This is a genomic window from Paenibacillus sp. FSL P4-0338 (assembly GCF_038002365.1).
In the GTDB taxonomy this organism is placed as follows: domain Bacteria; phylum Bacillota; class Bacilli; order Paenibacillales; family Paenibacillaceae; genus Paenibacillus_AQ.
Genome location: NZ_JBBOCG010000001.1, coordinates 2,978,696 through 3,001,878 on the forward strand (window position 1 = coordinate 2,978,696; position 23,183 = coordinate 3,001,878).

Sequence of the window (23,183 nt, forward strand, 5' to 3'; positions counted from 1 at the left end):
CTGGGATGGCTCCTTTTTAGTGAAATTCACGTGAGCATTTCCCCCTGAATTGCTCGCTCTCTTTGAAAGGCTTCTGCTTCATCAGAAAATAGTTTATAATAAATCCCTCGTTTAACAATTAATTGTTGGTGTGTTCCGCATTCTACTACCTGACCTTCATTTAACACAATAATCCTATTAGCATATAAGACAGATGTATACCTATGCGATATGTATACACCTATCTTCCCTTCTATATAATTTTGGAATTGCAGAAATACTTGTTTTTCCGATTCCGGATCAAGAAAAGAGCTTGGTTCATCCATAATATATAGATCAGCATCTTTAAAGAAAGCTCTTGATATGGCTATTTTTTGCCATTGCCCACCAGAAATTTGAACCCCACCTTCAAAATTTCTACCTAGCTGTTGATCTATTTGATTGGGGAAACTTTTAATTAGTTCATCTGCACCAGTAAGTTGGGCCGAATTCCATATTTTAGAGGTATTATCCATCTTTTCGAGGTCACCAAACCCAATATTTTCTCTAACAGTAAAATCAAATTGGATAAAATCTTGAAATATAACACCAATTTTTTTGTATAATGTATCTTTACTATAATTATGTATTGATATTGAATTAATTAATATTTCACCTGTAAAATCATCATATAAGCCTGTCATTAATTTAATTATCGTTGATTTCCCCGATCCGTTTCTTCCAACAAATGCAACAGAGTCATTTGTTTGTATTTTGAAATTGAGGTCTTTTAGCGCGTAAACTGTTTGACCAGGATAAATAAAGGAGACATTTATAAACTCTATGCTTTCTATTTTATCCATTTTAACGAAACTCTGCTTTAACAGTATATTTTCATAACTTTTTTTACTTTTATTTAGAAATGAGAATAATTCATCCAAGTATAAATTATTCTCGCACAAGGAAATTAATCCTTGAGAGATAGCATTAATATTCTGGTTTGTAAGCAATACTGCTTGTACCAAACCATATATACTACCTAAGAGTAGACTCTCTTGAAATGACACATATACAATAATATAAAGAACTATCGAGATAAAAAGAGTACTAATTATTTGAAAGAATAGATATAAAACTGTTCGTCTTTTTGATAGGTCTTTATCCTCCTTATAAAATCTATTAAAAATATCTTTGTACCTAATACTTAAATAGTCATTTAAGTGATATAGTTTAATTTCTTTGAATGCCTTATCATTCGTTAACAAAAAATTAATATAACTTGCTTTCCTTTGCAATGGAGATCTTTTTCTTTTTGAAATATATTGAATTTGTGCGAACTTCAATAACGAATAGAATGAAAATAAAGGTGACACAAGAAGAATAATCACTAACCACCACTTGAAATTCAGTATAATAACAATACTAGAAATCAAAGTAATAATTGAGCTTATAAGATTAATTAATACCTTATATACTTGGATGGGCCGGTCTATCGAATCTTGCATAACTCTTCTTAGTTGATTATGAATTTCAGGATCTTCATAATCACGAAGCATAAAATCAGAGGTTTTTGTTACTATTGAAACTTGCAAGTGGTTTATTAATAATAGCTGATATAACTTTTCAAAGTGTTCAAGAATAGACGTAACAAAGAGACTACAAATCAGAACAAAAATTAAAGGCAGAATTGGGTATATCATCACGTTGAATGATCGCTCTTCGATTTTCATCACTAAAAATTGAATGGAAAAAAGATTTATTATTGGTAAGAAACCTTTGATTATATAACAAAAAATAATTAATGAAAAATAACTTCTTTTTGCCCTCCATAATAATTTCCCAAGTTCCGGCCAGTACCGAAATGATGCAAATATAGTTTTGATATTGATCCCATCCATATTACCCTCCAAAGCTTAACCTTCTCCCATTATTTCGCACTAAATCAATCGTTAATGGTAAGTTTTTGACGACGACTTTCCGTATAGATATTCATTGGGTTTTCTTCAAGTGTTTTTTTGATCATTTGATGTTTCAAGAGATTAATATTATCCTTTGAAGTATCCGTATCATTAGTTAATATGTAATCTATCCATTTGCTTACCCAGTCAAATCCATAATTAAAATCTAGCAGTTTGTTAGAATATATGTTAATGATCAATTGGTCACGATTCTTCATCATGACTTTTGGTTCAATAGAGGATACAGCATAACGTTGAGTAATTTCTAAAGAGTAGCGCTTTGGAGCTATATGAAGCCCATCAGCTAAATTGTATAAATAATCTATAACAACACCGAACTTCTCAGCCCTATCCCTACTCATTCCTTTGTAATGGACCTGTGTTGTTCCAATTTTTATAATATTAAATTCATTACTTTCGAGCCGCTTATCATGCGTATATTCATAGATACGTATGCCACTAAATAGACACAACGCAATTCCAACGGTTAACCACGTAATCAGACTTTTCTTCCCACCTCCTCGACGATACGAAAATATAGTTGCCATTCCATAAAACAATAGAACCGCAGCAAAAATCGATATAATATTTCTAAAGTTTATTAGGTAGGGATTGTAAATATTAAGCACTGGAGATACATATCTGAATTTTTCGTGTAGCGTCCATGGAATTAATCCAATTGTTAAATATAAAGTAATCAGAACCAGTATTCCTAAACCATGCTTGCGGATTACTTCTCCTACCAAAAGACCTGATACAACAGCAAAAAGGCCGGAAAAAAGGGCAATAAGCCCAATATTAAAGTCTGGAACATCCCCAAACCAGATACGTAATGTGACCCATATTATTATTATCACAGGTGAAGTTATGATTACTGCTACAATTCCTTGATTAAAAACTTTACGATTGGTAGAGATAATTGACAAAAATACAAATTGCTCTGCTTGATATCTTTTGCTTAAATTAGCCGCTTGCAGTGCAAACAAAGCAATAAATAATAAATCCAGGCTAATTTTCAAAATTAAATCTTCATTCATTTGAAAATTAAAATATACTATTACCATTAAAGAAAACAGGTATATTCCTGTATTGGCCTTGCCAAAGAAAAGAAGCAACCAAAATCGTATTAGATTTAAGTTCATAATCTCCCCCTTGCTTTCCACAGACGATTGCTAAAATACATTAGAATTAATGCAATACACAATATAAAAGTTCTTCCTACAAAAAAAGACGAGTCAAAAAAATGACTGGTAATCCAATCCGGGTTAAACCATATCGAAAAGGCCGGAGAATTCACTGACATCCCTATAACAAGAAAAATAATATTAAATATATTTACGTATACTTGTTTTTTTAATAATAAGCTCAAAAGAGCAGCAATTTGAACGGATATACCAATTGTCGTAAACGAGGTGTAAATTAACGGAAGTATTAAATCAAAAAAGTTGACTCCATAAAATAACACATGACCTCCGAGAATAAGGATTAAGCAACTGGATTGTGACAGAAAGATAATCCCCCACAAAACACAAACTTTACATACAAGATATAGGTAGTTTGAATGCAATTTAGGAATAATGGTTGAATAGATCATCGCTTGCTTATCATCGTCATAAAGAAAAGAATATAGAATTGGCATTGCTAAAATACAGAAAAATAATTGTCCGTGCAACAAGAATACCCACATTTCTTTATCCTTTGTACCGGTAGATAAATACAGAAACATAGGTATCAAAAAAGTGATCAGGAAAACCAAAATGTTATATAATAAATTTTTCTTTAACAACAGTATTTCAAATCGAACTAAAACTTTCACCTCCCTCACTCTATTAAGGCCCCCTCTCATTATCGGATATATACAGATAAGCATCTTCCAGGTTTGGAGTCTCTAGTGTATATTCCCCATATTTTTCTGGAGGACTATTATCTAGCAAACGAACTTGCATTAACCCCCTTTTCCTAACAACAGATATGATACGGCTTTCATTACTTAATTGTTGCAACTGCCTTTTATCCACTTCAACTAACCATATTTTCCCTTCCACTTTATGGATAGCCTCATCAACACTCCCATTATAAAGACAGCTTCCTTTCTTTAAAATAAGTACATTGTCACAGGTGCTTGAGATATCCGGTACAATATGCGTAGATAACAATACAATGCGATCTTCCGAAAAACTGTGAAGCAAGTTTCTAAAAGCAATTCGCTCCTTTGGATCAAGCCCCACCGTAGGTTCATCAATAATTAACAACTGGGGAAGGTTTAACATAGCTTGAGCGATACCAAATCGTTGTTTCATACCGCCTGAAAGTTGCTTGATTTTTTTATGAGCATGTTCTTCAAGACCCACTTCAATTAGTCTTTGTGAAATTTCTTCCTGTATTCTTCGTTGACCTATTAACCCCTTTAAAGCAGCAAAATAATTCATGGATTCAATGATTGTTGCATCAGGGAAAAAGTCAAAACTTTGTGGAAGATATCCTAACATGGCACGAATTGCATCAGGCTCTTTTCTTAGCGAATATCCAAACATACTTACATCGCCCTCGTTAAACCCTAGCAGTGTTGCTAGAATTTTCATTAAGGTAGTTTTACCAGCACCATTATCACCAAGCAAACCAAAAATCCCCTTATTAATTTGAAAACTTAACTGATTAATGACTTGATTACTGCCGTATTTTTTACTCAATGCTTCCACTTCAACTGACAATCATTTCTTCCTCCTTTATCATCTTGTTATTAAACAATTTATCTTTATCCTCCTCGTCCAACCTCAAGTATAATCTGATGCAATCATTTATTGCACTTCTAGTAAACTCACAGGAAATTTCTAGCGGATCTTCTATAGCTCCAGTGTTCTTTAAATTTTCATGTGGGCAATCTCCACCACATAGGTTAATTGCCCAACATTCCCTACACTTTGTTCTTTCTTCTAGACTAAATTCATTTAATATTTCCTTCTCCCTAAGGCGGGAAACTCCTTCATTCACATTTCCTAGAGAATAATTTTTTTCACTAACAAATCTTTGACATGGATACAAATCTCCATGAACATCAACAGCTAGCATATGGGAAGCAGCCCCACAATAATAATGCCGTTTGGAAGATGAATGAACCCTTCTTAGATATTTATATATATTTGAGATTTCCCGAGCCTTCTTATACTCCTTACTATGTATTAAAGTCTCAAAATAATTTACCAGTTTGGTGAATTCAAGTGAGTAATCCTCATAATCCTTAACATCAAGCATCTGAACTGCAGGATACATAGCAACATTTCGGAATCCAATTTCATTTAAATGTTTTAATGTATAGGTAATATCCAGTTGAACCGGTGAGACAGTAGCTCTCGCTGAGATCATTCCATTCTTTCTTAATTTCTCAGTCCTATTAAGAATAAGATCATAGCTGCCTTCTTTATTCTGAAAATAGCGGTTAAAATCATGAGTTTTCTGATCTCCATCCAGACTCACTTGTATTGCTACCTGATGCTCCATTAAATAGTCAACAACGTCTTTGGTAAGCAAGGTTCCATTGGTGGTCATACTATACCTTACTCTTTTCCCTGTTAGTTTTTCTTTGCTTTGGACATAAGGAATGATATCCTGAATGAGTTTATAATTAAGTAATGGCTCTCCACCGAAAAAACAAATGCTTAGTTCTTCCTCCAAAGCTTGATTAAATAAAAAATCTATAGCTTGGGTAGCTGTATCCATGTCCATCCTGCCACGGTCATTGTATTCTCCATTAACACCATAACAATAAGAACATCTCAGATTACATTCTTGAACCAGCATAAGAATCAGAGAAGAGACCCCGTTTGTCTCTTTTGTACAAGCACAGGAATCTGTATTAATGTCATCCACTAAATCTTGCACAAGTAAAACTCCTGCTTTCTCTAGCGTAGTAAGTAATTCACTTAACTCTTCCATGGTATAATTATTTTTTAGAAGTTGGTAAAGTTCTTCAATAGTTTTCCCGTCACTGTTGCAAATATCTACTATTGTGTCATCGACTTGAAATATCCCGCTATTCTCAACATTATATAGATATAAATTATCTTGCTCTTCAAAAAATTTTACAGCTTTAATTTTTATTGGACTATTAAACATTAATAACTTCACTTCCTTCTCAAAATATTAGAAAGCCTAAGAATTGCTTCTTAGACTTTCTTTTGTTTATAGATGAAAATTCAATCAATCCCCATCATTACGAATACACCAACCACTCTCGTTGTTTCCACAAATAAAGTCAAAAGCATCACAATCTACGCATTTGTCTCTTGCATCGCATGTTATGCAAAACATAGGTGAGACACTGCCACTTGCAACGACATTAACAGGTTTAAACATTCGACTACCTCCTATATTTTGGAATTATGTAATACTAAGTTAGTTTAGCTCGTTCGTTCTCTTTTATCTATATATAAAAAGAATCTTTTTTGAATATTTTGTAAATACCTTTAAATTAATGTATTTTTTTAACTAACAGAGATCATGTTCGGCTTGGTTATTATCAAACGGAATGCATGGACGTAGCGGTTGGTCTCCAACTCCCCCGCATTGCGGGAAGGAGAAAAGGCTCCGGCATTCGCAGCATCTGCATCTGTTAACGGAATCCATCTGAGCAGCAGCCTGGGCCGTCCCTGTTCGAGGACATTAATGCCGGCCGCAAAAAGTGGTCCGATGTTCCCGAGTTCGCCACCTTCCTGGAGCAAACAGTATGAGGTCTACAAGAAAGACTACACCACGACATTCTCAGCGACAGCTACGATATGGCAGTAGGCAAATTCCTGAATCAAGGAAACGGCGATGATGTTCATGGGCGACTGGCTGATTGTGAACGCGGCCGAGAAGGACCGAATGTGCATCTGGGCCTGATTGCCCCGATGTCCACGATCCGTGTCGTGCAGTGGATGGGCTTCTACGGCAGCATCACCAGCGTTATTCTGATCTACGCCTCGCTGAATACGGCGTTCAGCGTGTTTCTGTACAGCGGATTCATCAGGTCTATTCCGAAGGCATTGGATGAGGTCGCTTTTCTGGAGGGGGCTAATACGTTCGATGTGTTCTTCAAGATCGTTACCCCGCTGATCGTCCCAGTGAACGCCACCGTAGCGATTATGGTCTTCATGTCTGTCTGGAACGACATTACCATTCCGCTCTATTTCCTGACCGACAGCTCAGACTGGACGATGCCGCTCTCAGTGTACAATTTCTACGGCAAGTACAGCCGGGACTGGAATCTGATCTTCGCAGACCTGGTGTTAACTTCCCTTCCCGTGCTAATCCTGTATATTTTCTGCCAAAAGTACATTGTTAGCGGACTTACGGCTGGAGCGGTGAAGGGATAATGAATTCCTCTAAACACAGAGCAGCGGTCCTCCCATAGCCGGAGAACCGCTGCTCTTTTTTACTTTATAGTTAGTTTGAAATTACATATGCTCCAGCAGATTGAAGATGACCTGTGCGCTCTCGGCGCGGGTCATAGTCGCCTGCGGCGCAAATTGCTGATTGCCGCGTCCCTTGATCAGCCCTGCCTGATCAGCGGTGCTTACAGCATTCTTAGCCCAGTCACGAATCAGGGTATGATCACTGAACGAACTGGAAGCTGATTCACTGCTGCTCTTGCTTCCCTTCAAATGTTCATATGCCCGGACTATCATTACTGCCATCTCCTCACGGGTAATGAGTTCATTCGGAGCGAAGGCGTCCTTGCTGCGTCCAAGCACGATGCCCGCCTCATTCACTGCCGCTACGGATTCGGCATACCGCAGCCCCGAGTCCACATCAGCAAATATGGATGGGCTTCCCGTCTTCAGCCCAAGCGCACGTGCAATCATCGCGGCGAATTGTGCCCTTGTGACTTCCCCTAGCGGCTGGAACTCGGAGCTGGAGATGCCTTCAATAATATGTTTCGCAGCCATAGATTTAATAACGCCGCTGGCCCAGCTGTTGCTGCTGACATCCGAGAATGTCTTGTCATATTCGAGTACCGCATACTGGCTGAAATGACTTATTCCGGCGCTAAGCTTACTGTCTGTCAGCCTGCCGCCCATGTATTCAAGGGCACCATTGGCAGCAATATAGTAGATACCCAGTACGCTGCGGTTAGCACCAGGATCAACCGTGAAGGTAAGCGTCAACGGCTCCTTGAACGTTGCGACCGGTACGGCAGTTCCATCCGCAGCAACAGTTTCCAGGCCAAAGCGGATCACATCACTTGCCGCCGATAACCGGACGGACCCGCTCAGCGCAGGGTTATTGATCAGCTGCTCCGCAGCTGTTCTCGCTGTCTTCACTGCGGAGAGCCGGATTGCCATTCCCTCTGGCTGTCCTCCAGCACCGGCTGTCTTTTCCCGGATGCTCTTCAGCACTTCCGGACTCAGATCAACAGTAAATGTGTGCCAGGCAAGATGCAGGGTGTTCTCTCCTATAATTCCGGCTAAACCGGCTGGAAGCAGTACCGATTCTGTAGCATCTGTAAGCTGAACGGTTATAGCCCCACCAGCCAGTGCCGGGAAATCAGCCGCTGTAAGAACCTTCTCCTTCTGCGGCGAAGGGGATGGTGCTACTGTTGGCGAAGGCGTTGCAGCCGGTGCTGATATCCATACTGGCACTTCTGCAGGAGCCGGTGTTGCTGTCGGTACCGGAGTTGGCGCCTTGGTTGGATTCACTTCCGGCGGCAGCTCCTCTTCTCTTACTGTGACCGTTCTTGTCACTTCAGCAGCCGCATTGCCTGCTGTATCAGTCACATTATAGTGATAGACATAGCTGCCTGAGGCCGAAGTGTCCAGCGCCGGCACTGTCTCCCCACCCTGCGTAATCGTTGCGACGATACGCTCTGTAATATCACCGTCTCGATCATCCGCCGCTGTAGCTCCGGCATCTGCATAGCTTGCACCCTTTTCCAATTGAACAGTTGCTTCACCCAGCAGAGTAATTACCGGCTTCGTTACATCCGGGTCCAGCGCAACTACGACCCGTCTGGTTACCTCAGCAGCTGTGTTGCCTGCCTTATCAGTGACATTATAATGGAAGGTATAGATATCTTCCTTGGACGTATCCAGCTCCGTCAAGCCATAAACTTCACTAGTCACCGTTGTCGTAATACGGCCAGTGATATCTCCGTCCTGATCATCATAGGCCGTAGCTCCGGCATCGGTGTATTCTGCACCGATTGGCAGATTGACTGTCGCCTCGCCGATGAGGGTAATAACCGGCGGAACCGTATCCGTTACCGGCAGTGTGATTGTTCCGCTGGCAGTGGCTTCTGCCGCTGCTTCTCCCTTGCTTAGGGTTACCGAGAAAGTGAAGCTGCCCTCTGTATCCTCAGTGGCTGCCTGGAAGGCAGACAAGGTAATGTCCCCCAGGGTAACCCCGGTGCCCTTGAAGCCCGGCATCCCGCTAATGGTCTGCGCCAGCCAGCTCCGTACAGCTTCTTCACTATTCGCTTGCGCCTTCTTGACGCTGTAAGACGCTCCTTCAATTATGCTCTTCGCTTCAGCAACAGCTTGCTCATTGTCCACACTGGTCTTATCTCTTGCTACAGCCAGATAGCTGATTAGCGAGGCTTGGCTGAACGTATTGTTCACCGAGTATTTCACCGTACCGTTGACCGGCAGTGTGAAATTGTATTGAACACCCGCCCCGCCCGCACCGGCAACAATGCCTGTCTTCACCGTCTCGGTCACAATCTCTCCCTCAGCGTCAGGATAGCTGAGTGTAATATCCATCGTCCGGTTCAGGTTATTCCACCAGTCCAGATGATAGGAAGTAACCGTGTATTTGCCAGCACTCAGAGGCAGATTATAGACCAGCGGCGTATTCTTCGTATTCGAGCTGTACACTCCGGTCTGGGCTTTATTGGTGGTGACTACATCCCCGCCCAGCCCTTTGACACTATAGTTTGTGCCTGTATTCGTATGTCCCCATACAGTATCCCCTGTGGACAGTTGATCCGCCTTGTGATTCAGCAGGCTGTCGCCTGCGAGATCCCGGATGGCTGTATACGGCGGGGTGTCGCTATCTCCGGCAAGACCCATGTCCAGGAAGTACACCAGCCCCGCTGGAACCACTTCAACATAGGCAATGGTCTTCAGGCTTCCATAGGTGCCGGTGACCGCTACCCGTTCATATGGAGTATCAAAGCTGACCGCATCGAGATTCCACTTCACCGCCACCTGTGTGGTCGTACCGTCTGCAAGTGTGGCCTCTACCTTGGCCGGAAGCTCCGGCACTTGACCTGCGTAGGTAGCCCTATCTGGAATGGACGCAAGCTCTCTCACATCTCCCAACAGCAGAAGATTAAGGGCAGAAGACAGACGTTCCGCCAGCTGCGTTGCCCCTTCCTGGTCCAGCCGGTAGAGAACCGGATCATTCAGTGCTGCCTGGGCGGTATCCAGGGCATTCTTGAACATCCTCCAGTCTTGCTCCGGGTAGTCGTCTTCCCTGCTGACCGCAACAGCAGCACTCACCGCCTGCTTAAGCTCCGCTGTATCCGGGTTGCCTGCGCCTTCCCCGCCAATGACCGCTACGGAATCCACAGCGAGGGTTCCGCTCAGCACCTTGATCTGAACCGTATGCTCACCGTAATTCAGTCCACGGAGCGTGAAAGTCTGGTACAGCTCCTTCGCTGCGCCCGCAGCGCCCGAGACTACCAGCGTCTCACCGTCCACCACGGCTTCCAGCTTCGCTGATCCGTCGTTCGGCCCCAGAATATCAAGGCCCGTGCCGGTAAAAGTATACTTCAGCACCGCACCAGCGCCTTGGCTGGTAGAGAGAGAACGCTGATAGACATACATGCCTTTTCCATTCTCATGGGCCCAATTGCCTTCATAGACCAGCTTCGCACGAGGGACTTCTGCCAGATCAGTCATCTCCAGATTATCCAGTTGCTCGGAGTAATAAGGGGTGTGACCATCTACTTTCTCTACCTTCAGATTATCGAAGCGGACATGATAGAAGCCGCTGGCGAGCTGCACGCGCCCGGATAGCTTCGCATTCGAATCGGTATAGGAGGCAAGCTCCACCTGATCCAGATATGCAGTGACCGTGTCACCAGCTACCTGAATGGCAATGTTATGCCACACGTCATATGCCGTATTGAAATCAGGAATCTTCACACCGCCGGTGCCGGTTGCTGCATTGCCGCTGGCCACAACGGTCCCGCTGGACAGTAGCTGCCAACCGCCATCGAACCAGAACTTGAGCGCATAGGGGGTGCCGTTAATCGTCTGCGGTCCGCCCTGGTATCTGGCTCCAACCGCTGCGTAATTGTTCCCTCCATACGTGCTATTCTGTTCAAAAGACACATCGGCACTCGCCTTATAATTGGTCCAGCGGTAATCCCCGATAGCAGTAACCGGGTCACCACCATTCCAGGCCCCTCCTACTCCGGTGGTCGTCTGGTCCAGCTGCTGCCGCAGCACATAGTTATCCGTGCCATCGACCAGATACCCCTCGAACGCTCCGTTAAGATCCTGCGTATAACGCGGCATGACGCTGTAAGGCCCGCCGCGAGAGCTGACATAGCTCTGCACACCAGTGATCTGTCCGCCCTCTCCGATCACAGGAACACTCCGGCCGCCATAATTGAAGTCATCCGCATATAGCGTCTGATCCTCTGTATTCTGAACCGACCCGGTGACATCGGTATCCAGCACTGTGCGTTCACCTTCCACCGGAAGCGGTGTGCTGAACCCTTCCTTATTGCGGTTATCCAGCGTGGTGACAGTGAGAATAGAGAACGGCTTCACACGGATGGTATACACACCGCTGCCGTCTGCCTGAACATCTCCAATATCTTTCATATAGTTGCTGTTAAAAGCATGACCTGACTCCGCCGCACGGGTCTCCCATATCTCCAAGGAAGGATTGCCGGTATAGGCCATGTTGACAGCCTTAAGCTTGTAGATCTTCTCAACCTCGCTGTCATTGATAATCACCGTCGAGAAATCCTGCTTGTCAGGTGAAGCCAGGGTCATATAGCTCGGAGTTCCGTTGCGCCCGCTTACGGGGTTCGTGCCGGTTGCTCCGGTGTAGCTCGCCTGGGGAACGGCCCGCCAGATTCCTGCCGTATTGTCTTCGTTCTCCCAGCCGGTCTTGGCGAACCCGCCAAAATGCTTCAGGACCAGCAGTCCCGCGTCATAATGAATGAAGCCCGACCACGGGTCGCGTGCGCTGAGCAGCTCCTTGAACGAGTACTGCCCGCCTTCATAGAAGGAGCCGATCGCCGGCTGATAGATGAAATGCGTCCGGCGCGAATTCACAAAGCCCTTAATAATGGTATTGCCCATCTCCAGCGGTCCGCCGGTGCCGCCGATCCCCGTCCCGGGCACAGAAGGGTCCTTCATATTATTGTGAGGACGGAAGGCCGAATTACTGAAGGTGGCCTGTGCTTCACTATTCCAGATCTCCTTGTCGAACTCATCCGCCAGCCGCTTGAAATTGCCTTGGCTGTCGTCATCGGTGTTGTAATGATACCCGGCAGCGGCCACAGCTTCCCGCAGTGACAGGTCATTCACCAGCGCATCGCCGAAGGAGCCGATGCCTACTTCATCGGAAATAACCAGCTTGATGCTGTGATACAGTTCCTTTTCCTGCTCATCCTTGAAGTCTGACGCATCCGCTTTGACCCTCTCGCCATACTCCTTCGTCCAGGCCAGATCCGGCGCGTGCTCATTGATATGGGGATTCACATAATCCACCATATAGCCGTACTGGCGGTAAGCAGCCAGTATGGTCTTCTTGTACCAGGTATAAATCTTGTCGTTATTGTTAGCCCAAGCCGGAGCATTCCAGCGCAGGAAGCTTACCTTGACCGCCGGATTGACAGCCTTGGCATCGGCCGCAAGCTGGAAGCCGGGGTGCCGGGCTACATTGGCCTCTTCATCTTCCGTGCGCATCGTTGAAGGGTCGGGACCAGTAGAGTTATTGCGGTCATTGCCCATCTCAATCTTGACATGGTCGATCAAGGGGCGGTCGCCCCCGAACAGAATCTGCAGCAGCTGCGCATAGGCCTCCGGCTGCTCGGACTTATAGTCCATCAGCAGGGCGCTAGTACTGTTGCCGCTAAGTACGCCGAAGCCCTTGAAGGTCAGCCCGTTAACATTCCCGTCCTTGATGTCCTTGCCGTCCAGCTGAATTCGGACCGTAGAAGCAGCCGTCTCGCGGGCATTGTCTAACTTCTGCTTGATCGCGCCCTTGGCAACAGCGAACCAGCTAAGGATCGGCTTCTCCCCGCCGACATTGGCATAGGTTAGTGTCATCGAACTGCTGGTGTCAATATCTCCCGGAACGGTAAATTCACCGGAGATGAACTTCGTCTTGTTCGTGTTGAACGGTGTAAAAGAAATCGTCTGGGCGACTCCTGCCGTATTCACATATTCCAGCCGTGGCTGAATGGCCCGGTCACGGGTGCCGTACCAGTCATAGAAACCGCTGCTAAGGGTATATACTCCGGATTGAAGCGCTTTCAATTTATAGATAATATCGTTGCTGGCAGGGTCTGCGCGCAGTCCTACCACCCATAGGCTTGGATCAGTGGCGGGATCGGTGAGGTTGCCATTCTTAGAATTTTTTACTTTATGGATGGAATCATCGAATCCCCAGTCAGTGGTTCCAGCGACATATTTCTGGTCCGGCGACGAGTTAAGCAGTTCACTGCCAGTCAGTGTTCTGACCGCTTCATACAGTGGTGAGGGAGCCGGTCCATAGCCAAAAGAATCGCCTCCTCTGCCGCTGTCCACGAAGTAGACGAGCGGACTGTCCGCTGGCGGAATGACTTCCACACTTGCGGTAACCGGGCCGCCATTTGCAGTTCCGGTAACTGCCACCGTATCATACGGCACATCGAAGGTATCTTCTCCGATATTCCAGCTCACCGGCGCCTCCTGTCCTCCAATACGGACACTGGCTGGCAGTGTGGTCCCTGCTGCCGACTTCGCGCCCATATAAGCCGCAGCATAGACCGGATCAGCGGCAGCCGCAGAGGCTACAGGCATACCAAGTGCAGGGAACATTCCGGCTACAAGTGCAGTCGATAACAGCACGGAAAATAGCCTTTTCTTAACGCGGTTCTTTCTATTCACTATCTCATCTCCTCGGGTATAAAAATACCTGGCAAACTGCAAAAAGCTGCAACTGCCAGGCTGTTACTCAACTAACCTCAATCCACTATCCCTTAATTCCCGAAGCAGCAACGCCCTGCACAAAGTACTTCTGAAGCGCCAGGAACACAATCACTACCGGAATGATTGACACCACACTCGCCGCCATAATTAATCCGTATTCCGCGGAGTACTGTGAGATGAACATCCGCAGACCGATCTGGATGGTCTTGAGCTTCGTATCGGTCAGATAGATCATTGGCCCGAGGAAGTCATTCCAGGTGGCGACAAAGGTGAAGATAGTCAGCGTGGACAGCGCAGGTTTGGATAGCGGAAGCATAATTCTCGCCCAAATTCCATATTCGCTCAGTCCGTCAATCCGGGCGGCTTCACATAATTCATCCGGCACCCCTTGATAGAACTGGCGCATCATGAACACCCCGAAGGCCGAGAAGGCTTGCAGCAGAATGATTGCCAGGTGGGTATTGTTCAAGCCCATATAGCGCATCAGAATGAACTGCGGCACCATGTAAGCCTGCCAAGGAATCGCAATCGTCGCGATGTATCCCAGGAAGATCACATTCTTGCCCCTAAAATGCAGCTTGGAGAAAGCATACGCCGCGAAGCTGGAAGTCAGCAGCTGCAGGATCGTAACAATAATGGATAATTTCGCTGTATTGTAGATGAAGCGTCCGAGTGGAATCCGGGTCCAGATATCCTGGAAATTCTCCCAGCGCGGATTCGCCGGAATCCACTGCATCGGGAAGGAGAAGACATCCTTATTCAGCTTGAGTGAAGACGACAGCATCCAGATATACGGCACCAGCATCGCCAGCACGGTCAGAATTAACAGGGCATATACAAGCACCATTAAGCTGATTTTAAGTCCTTTACTTTTACCAACCATATCTTATAGATCCCCCTATTGTCCGTATTTCTTCTCGCCGCGGAACTGGACGATGGTGATGCCGAGTACCAGCAGAAAGAGTACAATCGCCATGGCACTGGCATATCCGTAATCAAGCGAGCGGAACGCCGTGTTGTAGATCTGATAGACCATGACCCGTGTAGCATTGTTGAGCTGGTTATCCGCGCCGGCGAACAGGTTGATGAAGATATCGTAGACCTTGAACGAGTTGATGACCAGAATCATCAGGACAAAGAAGGTGGTTGGTGCCAGCTGCGGCACAGTCACGTTGCGGAATCTTCTCCACGGGCCTGCGCCGTCCAGCTCAGCAGCCTCATACAGCTCCGGGTTAATCCCCTGGAGACCGGCCAGATAGATGACCATGTAGTAGCCCATATTTTTCCACACGGTGAAAAGCACTACCGTAAACATCGCCCACTGCTTATCCGCCGCCCAGCGGGGCAGGTCCTCCAGCGGAATGCCGGTAATCAGGTGCAGGATGTTGTTCACCGGACCCATGGTCGGGCTGAAGATGAAGTTCCATACCGCCGCAACCGCTACCAGCGAAGCCACGTAAGGGAAGAAGAAGACCGTTCTCATGAAATTACGGCCCATGATCTTCTGATTGAGCAGAATCGCCAGCGCCAGCGCTACGATCATGGTCAGCGGCACGACACCAATGGTGTAGACAATCGTATTCCACAAGGCTTTGTGGAAGGTGGTATCCGAGATCAGCCGGGAGAAGTTGTCCAGCCCGATGAACTTCATCGGATTGGCCCCGTCCCATTTCACAAACGCCAGAATAAAGGCAAAAATCATCGGTACCAGGGTGAACAGGGCAAATCCGATAAAGTTCGGCGCAATAAAGCTATACGCGACCAGGTTATCCCGGAGTCCGCGCGACAACCGGCTTTTTGGGCTCTTATTTGTACGCAATATGGTTTCGTTCTGCATTCGTTCTCCTCCAAACCTTATCTAACATCCCCGTAAAGTGGGATTTACATCGATGCCTGTTAATGTGAGTGCTGTGAGGTCCGCTATTTATATGGAAGGCGGGCCTCCGCCCGCCCTTCCTTCAGGACACTAACGTTACACGTTCACCTTAATTGTTCAAAAGCTGGCCTACACGGTCATTCATATCCTTCAAGCCTTCGTCAATCGTAGCGTTCTTGGTCATGATGTTGTCATGCGCTTCATTCAGAATAACCTCAATGTCCGCACTCTTCTCATGAATCGGCATTTCCAGATAAGTCTGAACGGTATTCAGTGCAGCCTTACTGTTATCATCTGCCGGGAAGCCGTCGATGGAGGTGATGGAATTGATAACTTCGTCATTCTTAATCGCCGGAATCGTACCGGTAGAAGCGATCACCTTAGCGCCTTCCGCACCCGTTACGAAGTTCATGAAATCAAGAGCTGCTTCCTTATGCTTCGACTTCTGGTTAACGGCCAGGGAAGTAATCGTTCCCAGAGTCGTCCCAGCTTCAACGCCGTCCGGATGAGGATACTTCACGATACCCCATTCCTTCGACTGGGATTCCCCGCTCTTCACCTTCTCAATCTGGGTGGCAATGAACCAGCTGCCCATGTTCATCATCGCAACAGAGTTGTTGTAGAATACGCCGGAGTAATGCGTGCTGGAGGTCTTAAGGGTAGCGTAATCCATAACGATGCCATCTTCCTGCTCCTTCAGAATCCGCTCATAGGTAGGCTTCAGGAAGTCATAGTTGCCGCCGACCACGGTGTTCTTGCCGTCCAGGATACCGAACAGCTGAACCGCGCTGCGCCAGGTGTGATAGTGGGCACCGTATACTTTTTCCGAACCGCTGCCGGAGGTCATCTTGCGGGCCAGCTCATCATATTGGTCGAAGGTCATATCGTTGGTCGGATAATCTACACCTGCTTTGTCGAACAAGGCTTTGTTGTAGTAGATCAGCCAGAAGTCACTGCGGAACGGAAGCGCATACACCTCGCCGTTCACTTCAATTTGCTCGACCGTACCGCCGTATACCGAAGGATCGATGGATTTGTCACCCATGTAGGTCTTCAGCGGCTCCAGATGATTCTGCTTCACAAGGTTCGAGTAGCCCGGAATGTCTTTGATTGTCAGGACATCCAGATCTGCCCCGCCCGAGAGCTGTGTGCTGAGCATGGTCATATAGTCGGTGGAGCCAAGATCCACATACTCAATAGTTACGTTCGGATGTGCAGTCTTGTAAGCATCGATCAGCGGTTTGTAGTATGCAGTCGCTTCCCAGTCCCACAGCGCCCATTTCAGTGTTACCGGCTCCTGGCTTGGTTCGGAGGAAGCGGTTGCAGCGTTGCCCGAAGCAGGTGCGGCCGTTGCAGCAGCGTCTTTCGTATTGTTATTGCCGGAGCATCCGGCCAGCATGCTCACGGAGAGCGCAGTGGCAAGGGTCATGCCGTAGAATCTTTTCAAGTTCATGTAAGTATCCCCTTTATCTTCTTATGGTCTATCATAGCCGGCACGTTTGCTTATCCGGCCTTAGTTCAAAGTGTAAGCCTTTTCAGACCCGATGGGGATGCAAAATCAAACACAGTTCATTCACTATTCTGTGCTTTTCTCCGCACGGCCTGCCCCGAACCTGTAATTTCTTATCCGAAACCTGTAAAATTCTCAGCTTCTCCCCCTGACTCTATAATGAAACGCAGGAATATGCTATGGTAGTTGAAAACGCTTTATATAGGTCCAGTTATAGATGAAGGAGTGTTCACCACGGTACGTAAATCTACTATTAAAAGCCGCATTATTCTGCTCATGACCGCCTTTGCACTGCTGATTGCCACGCTGCTGTCCTGGTTCAGCTACGAACTGATTACGTATTACCAGCGCAAAACGACGATCCAGGCGACGGAATTCAACCTCCAGCTCGTCTCCCATATTATTGAACAGGATCTGATTGATCTGACTACGCTGGCGATGACCAGCAGCACTAACTCGTCTACGAACACCCTGCTTACCGAATATTTCGGGTCGGCGGAGGCCAGCCCCAAGCAGGCGCTGAATGTGTTCAACGCGATGCAGGACGATGTGCGGATCAACCGCTCCTACAGCTATGTACGCCGCCTGATTGCCACGGATAACAGCGGAAAGTTCCTGCAGGTGGAGAATTTCGGCACCTCCGTTCCGCTAACGATCCATAATATCGGTCAAGTCACCGGTCTGACGAATGAGGCCGAAGAGCAATGGGACCGGGTCATTAAGGACCCGCTCTCCAATTCCTACGGAATTCCCTTTGTGTTCCCGATCTACGGCCGGGGGGCCACCCGGATGGGCACCGTCTACCTGCTCGCGAATACCTCCGTCATTACGGACAAGCTGAAGGGCTATGCCCTGCCGGAGCATTCCCGGCTGCTCCTCACGCTCGGCGAGCATCATTATCAGCTTACCGGCGATCAGGTCAAAGCCATTGAAGAGCCGTATGAGCCGGTAGCCTATACCAGTGACAAGCCTGTCGGCCCGGGTACCGAGCTGTCCATGGTGAAAATGCAGAATGATGGGGAAAGCCATATCGTGGTATCGTATCCGGTACGCAGCGGTGTCATGCTCTCGCAGACCTTGTCCAGCGACCAGTTCGCGCCCCGGAGCAATATATGGATTCTCGTCCTGCTCGGTGTCTGTCTGCTCGTGCTTGTCTTAAGCGCGATCATTACGCTGTATTTGACCCGCACAATCAGCCTTCCGGTGGAGAAGTTGAAGAAACGCATGGACAAGATTGCCCAAGGCAACTTCCTGCTGGACTCGGGTATTGAATGGAACAGCGAGCTGGGCGATGTCGGCCGGGGCATTAACCGGCTGTCCCAGGATATCGTGGCCCTCATGGACAGCCGGCTCGCAGACGAGAAGCAGAAGCAGGAGCTGGAGTACCGGATGCTCCAGAACCAGATTAATCCGCATTTCCTGTACAATACCCTGAATTCGATCAAATGGATGGCTACGATCCAGAACGCCACCGGCATTGCAGAGATGACGACCTCCCTGTCCCGGCTGCTCCGCAGCATCGCCAAGGATAACCGGCGGCTGATGCCGCTGAAGGATGAGCTGAGCCTGCTGGATGATTATTTCCTGATTCAGAAATACCGGTACGGCAGCACGGTTACCATGGTCACAGAGATTGAAGAGGAAGCGCTGCTCGCCGGGCTTATTCCGCGCTTCACCCTCCAGCCGCTGGTCGAGAATGCGATCTTCCACGGCATCGAGCCCAAAGGCCGGGGCGATATTGTGGTCCGGGTCACGAAGAGCGGCTTCGCGGATCTGCTCATCACGATCGAGGACAATGGGGTCGGGATGAAGGAGGAGCAGATCTCCACCATCCTAACCGTTCCCGGGGACGAGGCTAAGGGAATGCTGGAGAATATCGGGCTGCGCAGTGTGAACGAGCGGCTGCAGCTTGCTTTTGGCAGGGAGTACGGCTTGTCGATTGAGAGCGAGGTCGGCCGTTACACCAGGATGAAGCTGCTGCTGCCCTTGCGGCAGAGAGAATAGCCCCCGGCGCCCTGCAAACTGAGCAAGGATGTGATGAGCTTGATCAAATTATTAATCGCAGATGATGAAGCCCTGGTCTGCATCGGACTCCAGTCCATGCTGAAATGGGAGCAATATAACATTGAAATCGTCGGCATCGCCCACAACGGTGCGCAGGAGGAAGAGATGATCGACACCCTCCGCCCGGACATTGTAATCAGCGATATCAAAATGCCGATCAAAAGCGGCCTCGAGGTCGCCGGCTCGGTCCGCCGCAAGTACGGGCGGCTTCCGCTGTTCATCATGCTGACCAGCTATGAGGAATTCCAGTATGCGCGCGGAGCGATTGAGGTCCAGGCCACCGATTACCTGGTGAAGCTGGAGCTGACCCCGGAGGCGCTGGCCGAATCGATCCGCCGGGCCATTAGTATGCTGGAGGAGTACCAGACCATGGAGAGCTATCCGAAGCTGGTCCACCGCGGCAATCTCCAGGCCCAGCGGGATAAATTCTTCATCCGGCTGTTAAGCGGTCTGTTCGAGAACAAGAACCAGTATCTGCTGCAAAAGGAGGATCTGGAGGTGGACCTCTCCGCGCCGGCCTATCTGGTCTGTACCTGCCGTATTCTCGGGCCGGACACCGTCCCGCCGCGCGGGGATAAGCTGGTAGCCTTATGCTCAAGCACGGTACAGATGGCGAAGGATACGCTCTCTTCGCTTAGCGCCTGCTATGTAACCAGTCTGGATCTGCGTAACTTCGCGCTGATTCTGCCGGTTGCTGGACCCGATCCGCAGCTCTGGATGCCTGACATCCAGAATTTGCTGGCGGATATGGCTTCCGTGCTGCATAATTATTTCAATGTGACCATTATCGGGGCGATCGGCTTCGCGGCGGAAGATCCGTTTTTGCTGCAGGGGAGCTATCTCGCTGCCCGGAAGGCGCTGCCCGCCGCCGTGAAGGAGCGCTCCTTCGTCTTCTTCACGGAAGGCGAAGCCCCGCTGCAGGAGCAGCTTCTGTTTGATTTCTCAGAGTCTCGGCTGGAGATCCGCAGAGCTTTTGAAGAAATGGATACCCGCGCCCTGCACAGTATTATCTCCCGGATGATCGAGAGCTTCGACGGACGGGACGACCTGCTCGTTCCCGCCACCGATGCTGCCTGCAACATTCTGTACATGGCGACCTCCCTGCTAGCGGACGGCGAGAACATGGTGGAGCAGATCTTCGAGCAGGAGCCGGAGGGCTACCGGGCGATCTACCAGATGCATACGATTGAGGAGATTATCGGCTGGCTCGTCCAGTTCCGGGATGGCTGCGTCCGGATGCTCGCCACCCGCAGACAGAGCTATAAGGAGCAGGTGGTCAAGAATGTCCAGGAGTATATCAAAAGAAATCTCGGTACCAAGCTCTCGCTCAACCAGGTGGCGGATGTGTTCAACTTCAGCCCCAACTATCTGAGCCACCTGTTCTCCAAGGTCGCCAAAGTAAACTATGTTGAGTATATCACAGAGACCAAAATCACCGCCGCCAAGGAGATGATGGTCCGCGGCGAAGGCCGGATCTACGAGATCTCCCAGAAGCTCGGCTATGAGAGCGCCTTCTATTTCAGCAAGGTGTTCAAGAAGGTCACCGGGCTCTCTCCCCGGGATTATATGCAGCAGATTGAAGGGAATACAGAAAGCAACTAAACGAAGGACGAAAGGAAGAAAAGTCAAATGAACAAAGGACAAATCGTATTTCTAAACGGAGTTACCAGCTCCGGCAAAACCTCAATAGTCGAAGCCATACAAGCGAGATCACCGGAATTCTTTTATGTGGTAGCGAATGATCTGTTTGAAGAAACGATCGGGGAACGCTACCTGCGTGAAGATTACTGGAAGTACCTTAGCGAAGCGATTATCATGATGTACCACACTGCGAAAGTATTCTCGGATCATGGCAAGCATGTGCTGATTGACGGCATTATCGTGGAACGGCCCGGACTTGCGCCTCATTATGAGAAGGTAAAGGAGATTTTCAGCGGATACCCGTTATCCATTGTTGAAGTATTCTGTCCTCTGGACATCTGCCGCCAGCGCAACCTGGCCCGGGAGCACCGGAGTGAAGACCAGTCGGAGGAGCAGCACAAGCTAATGGCCCGGGACATCGGGTATAGCTTCAAGGTGAACACGCATGTGAACACTTCTGAGGAGTGTGCGGATCTGATTGTGGGGCATTTATTCAGTGAGCGTACCGCAGAATGATAGGGATGAGATAGAGTAATAATGTGGAAAAGTGGAGAGGCTGCCGTTATAGGCAGCCTTTTTGTTTGCGTACAAACGGAATAACGGGCTGTGGCTTTCGTTTACGAAGAGAAAGAGCCGAACAATAAAGCAAGACTTACCTGGAGCTTGTTCCAAACTCCTCTTAGGCTTATTTGGCATCTGGCGGACTCAGATGACGCTATTATGCGAAAAAACCAACTTTTCTTGTGTTTGCGGACTCAGAAGCGCTTATATTTCCATTTGCAGCTATAAATGAGGAGTAATGGGTTGGTTAACTGCTTCTGAGTCCGCCTAGCCTGCTTAATGGTGTAATCTGCCGCTGATAAGGTCTTTCCAGTCCGCGAGAATGTTGGGGCGGGCGATACGGCGGTGATTCTGAGTTAATTCCCTTCCCATGTAAGCGCTCTTCAAAATCTGCTTGAAAGAACCCTTAAGGGATGATAGGATTAAGGTGAAAATTTAGTAAATTTATTAACTAAAAAGGCGTGATCTGCTTGGCAACGATTAAAGATATCGCCCGGGAGGCCGGCGTATCGGCCGCAACCGTATCCAGAGTGCTAAATAATGACCTGTCCCTGGCTGTCAGCGAGGAGACACGCAGCCGCGTATTCACCGTGGCCGGGCAACTGGGCTACAAGCCCTCACGGGTACGGCAGCTGAAGCGGGAGAATGAGTTGGGCAGTAAGACGATCTCGCTCCTGCTCTGGTGTACAGCCGAAGAGGAACGGGACGACCCTTATTACGGCTCCATCCGGCGCGGCGTGGAGATGCGCTGTGAGGAGCTGGGCATCCGGCTGGGCCAGACGCTGCGCGGACATAGCTCGCCAGCCCCGCTGCGCTCCGCCGGTGACGGACTTATTGTAGTCGGCGGAAGCTTCCAGCCGGGAGAGCTTGCGAAGCTGCACCAGGACCCATGCACCACCGTGCTAGTCGACCATTACTCCGAGCGCACGGAATATGACTCCGTGCGCACGCATTTCCGGCAGGCTGTCGATCAGGCGCTGGGCCATCTGCTGGAGCTGGGCCACCGCGAGATCGCCTTCATTGGAGGCGGCAGCGGGGAAGAGCGCCGCAGGCATCATTACACCCGGATCATGCAGAGTCAGGGCTGTTATGATCCGGCGCTGATCCGCACGGGAAGCTGGACCAGTGCTGACGGCTACCGGATGATGAGCGAGCTGCTGTCAGGTGTAAAGAGGCCTACGGCCTGCTTCGCTGCCAGTGATCCGCTGGCAGTCGGCGCCCTGCGCGCCCTGCATGATCACGGGATACAGGTGCCTGCGGGGATGGCAGTCGTCGGCTTCGATGATATCGAGATGGCGGCCTATGTCCAGCCTCCGCTGACAACGGTCCGCGCCTATCCCGAGCAGATGGGCAAAGCAGCAGTTCAGCTGCTCGCCGAGCGGTTCGAAGGACGCGAAGCCCCTTCGCATACGATGATCGGCACGAAGCTGATTGTCCGCGAGACCAGCGGCGGGACAACGGATTAACGCAGTCCGGCTGCA

At 48.2% G+C, this 23,183-nt stretch carries 12 protein-coding genes and 1 pseudogene; 5 read left to right on the forward strand and 8 right to left on the reverse strand.

Translation table 11 applies throughout. From position 1 onward, the window contains the following. Positions 1-26 precede the first annotated feature (26 nt). From MKZ07_RS13245 to papB, 4 genes are all read right to left on the reverse strand, one after another. Positions 27-1,856 (reverse strand): ABC transporter ATP-binding protein, encoded by a 1,830-nt coding sequence (locus MKZ07_RS13245; protein WP_083678292.1) that lies wholly within the window; start codon positions 1,854-1,856, stop codon positions 27-29. 44 nt (positions 1,857-1,900) lie between these two features. Further along, positions 1,901-3,058 carry a hypothetical protein gene (locus tag MKZ07_RS13250; RefSeq protein ID WP_341026089.1) on the reverse strand — a complete coding sequence of 386 codons (1,158 nt, stop codon included), beginning with the start codon at positions 3,056-3,058 and terminating at the stop codon, positions 1,901-1,903. 687 nt (positions 3,059-3,745) lie between these two features. Then, positions 3,746-4,627: an ATP-binding cassette domain-containing protein gene (locus tag MKZ07_RS13255; RefSeq protein WP_036698708.1), complete on the reverse strand. Its 882-nt coding sequence runs from the start codon at positions 4,625-4,627 to the stop codon at positions 3,746-3,748. Then, a complete protein-coding gene (gene papB / locus MKZ07_RS13260) occupies positions 4,617-6,029 on the reverse strand; it encodes a PapB family radical SAM/SPASM ranthipeptide maturase (protein WP_036698710.1) in 1,413 nt (470 codons plus the stop codon). The genes MKZ07_RS13255 and papB overlap by 11 nt, the downstream gene beginning before the upstream one ends. A 758-nt stretch (positions 6,030-6,787) precedes the next feature. On the opposite strand from papB, the pseudogene MKZ07_RS13265 reads away from it, so the two are divergent. After that, positions 6,788-7,270 (forward strand): annotated as a pseudogene (locus MKZ07_RS13265) (carbohydrate ABC transporter permease); the annotation flags it as partial. Between the two features lie 81 nt (positions 7,271-7,351). Here the strand turns inward: MKZ07_RS13265 and MKZ07_RS13270 are convergent. The 4 genes from MKZ07_RS13270 to MKZ07_RS13285 form a co-directional block, all read right to left on the reverse strand. Further along, complete coding sequence (locus MKZ07_RS13270; RefSeq protein WP_341026092.1) at positions 7,352-14,008, reverse strand: S-layer homology domain-containing protein; 6,657 nt, start codon at positions 14,006-14,008, stop codon at positions 7,352-7,354. Between the two features lie 85 nt (positions 14,009-14,093). After that, positions 14,094-14,933 carry a carbohydrate ABC transporter permease gene (locus tag MKZ07_RS13275; RefSeq protein WP_051493958.1) on the reverse strand — a complete coding sequence of 280 codons (840 nt, stop codon included), beginning with the start codon at positions 14,931-14,933 and terminating at the stop codon, positions 14,094-14,096. 15 nt (positions 14,934-14,948) lie between these two features. After that, positions 14,949-15,887, reverse strand: coding sequence for a carbohydrate ABC transporter permease (locus MKZ07_RS13280; protein WP_036699514.1), 939 nt, complete (start codon positions 15,885-15,887; stop codon positions 14,949-14,951). Between the two features lie 148 nt (positions 15,888-16,035). Next, positions 16,036-17,379, reverse strand: a complete 1,344-nt coding sequence (locus tag MKZ07_RS13285; RefSeq protein WP_036699515.1) for an ABC transporter substrate-binding protein — start codon at positions 17,377-17,379, stop codon at positions 16,036-16,038. A gap of 243 nt (positions 17,380-17,622) precedes the next feature. Here MKZ07_RS13285 and MKZ07_RS13290 point away from each other — a divergent pair, with 243 nt between their 5' ends. The 4 genes from MKZ07_RS13290 to MKZ07_RS13305 all read left to right on the forward strand — a co-directional run bounded on the left by MKZ07_RS13290 (position 17,623) and on the right by MKZ07_RS13305 (position 23,168). Next, positions 17,623-19,440, forward strand: a complete 1,818-nt coding sequence (locus MKZ07_RS13290) for a sensor histidine kinase (protein WP_235218541.1) — start codon at positions 17,623-17,625, stop codon at positions 19,438-19,440. A 39-nt stretch (positions 19,441-19,479) separates the two neighbouring features. Further along, on the forward strand, positions 19,480-21,102 hold the full coding sequence (locus MKZ07_RS13295; protein WP_341026095.1) for a response regulator transcription factor: 1,623 nt from the start codon (positions 19,480-19,482) through the stop codon (positions 21,100-21,102). Between the two features lie 27 nt (positions 21,103-21,129). Continuing rightward, a complete protein-coding gene (locus tag MKZ07_RS13300; protein WP_036699520.1) occupies positions 21,130-21,657 on the forward strand; it encodes a phosphotransferase-like protein in 528 nt (175 codons plus the stop codon). Positions 21,658-22,172: 515 nt separating this feature from the next. Further along, a complete protein-coding gene (locus MKZ07_RS13305; RefSeq protein ID WP_036699521.1) occupies positions 22,173-23,168 on the forward strand; it encodes a LacI family DNA-binding transcriptional regulator in 996 nt (331 codons plus the stop codon). Positions 23,169-23,183: the final 15 nt, after the last annotated feature.

Bases quoted from the DNA above. Each gene is read 5' to 3' on its own strand.
- MKZ07_RS13245 (WP_083678292.1), bottom strand. From the start codon at position 1,856: ATGGATGGGATCAATATCAAAACTATATTTGCATCATTTCGGTACTGG.
- MKZ07_RS13275 (WP_051493958.1), bottom strand. From the start codon at position 14,933: ATGGTTGGTAAAAGTAAAGGACTTAAAATCAGCTTAATGGTGCTTGTA.
- MKZ07_RS13285 (WP_036699515.1), bottom strand. From the start codon at position 17,379: ATGAACTTGAAAAGATTCTACGGCATGACCCTTGCCACTGCGCTCTCC.
- MKZ07_RS13300 (WP_036699520.1), top strand. From the start codon at position 21,130: ATGAACAAAGGACAAATCGTATTTCTAAACGGAGTTACCAGCTCCGGC.
- MKZ07_RS13250 (WP_341026089.1), bottom strand. From the start codon at position 3,058: ATGAACTTAAATCTAATACGATTTTGGTTGCTTCTTTTCTTTGGCAAG.
- papB (WP_036698710.1), bottom strand. From the start codon at position 6,029: ATGTTTAATAGTCCAATAAAAATTAAAGCTGTAAAATTTTTTGAAGAG.
- MKZ07_RS13280 (WP_036699514.1), bottom strand. From the start codon at position 15,887: ATGCAGAACGAAACCATATTGCGTACAAATAAGAGCCCAAAAAGCCGG.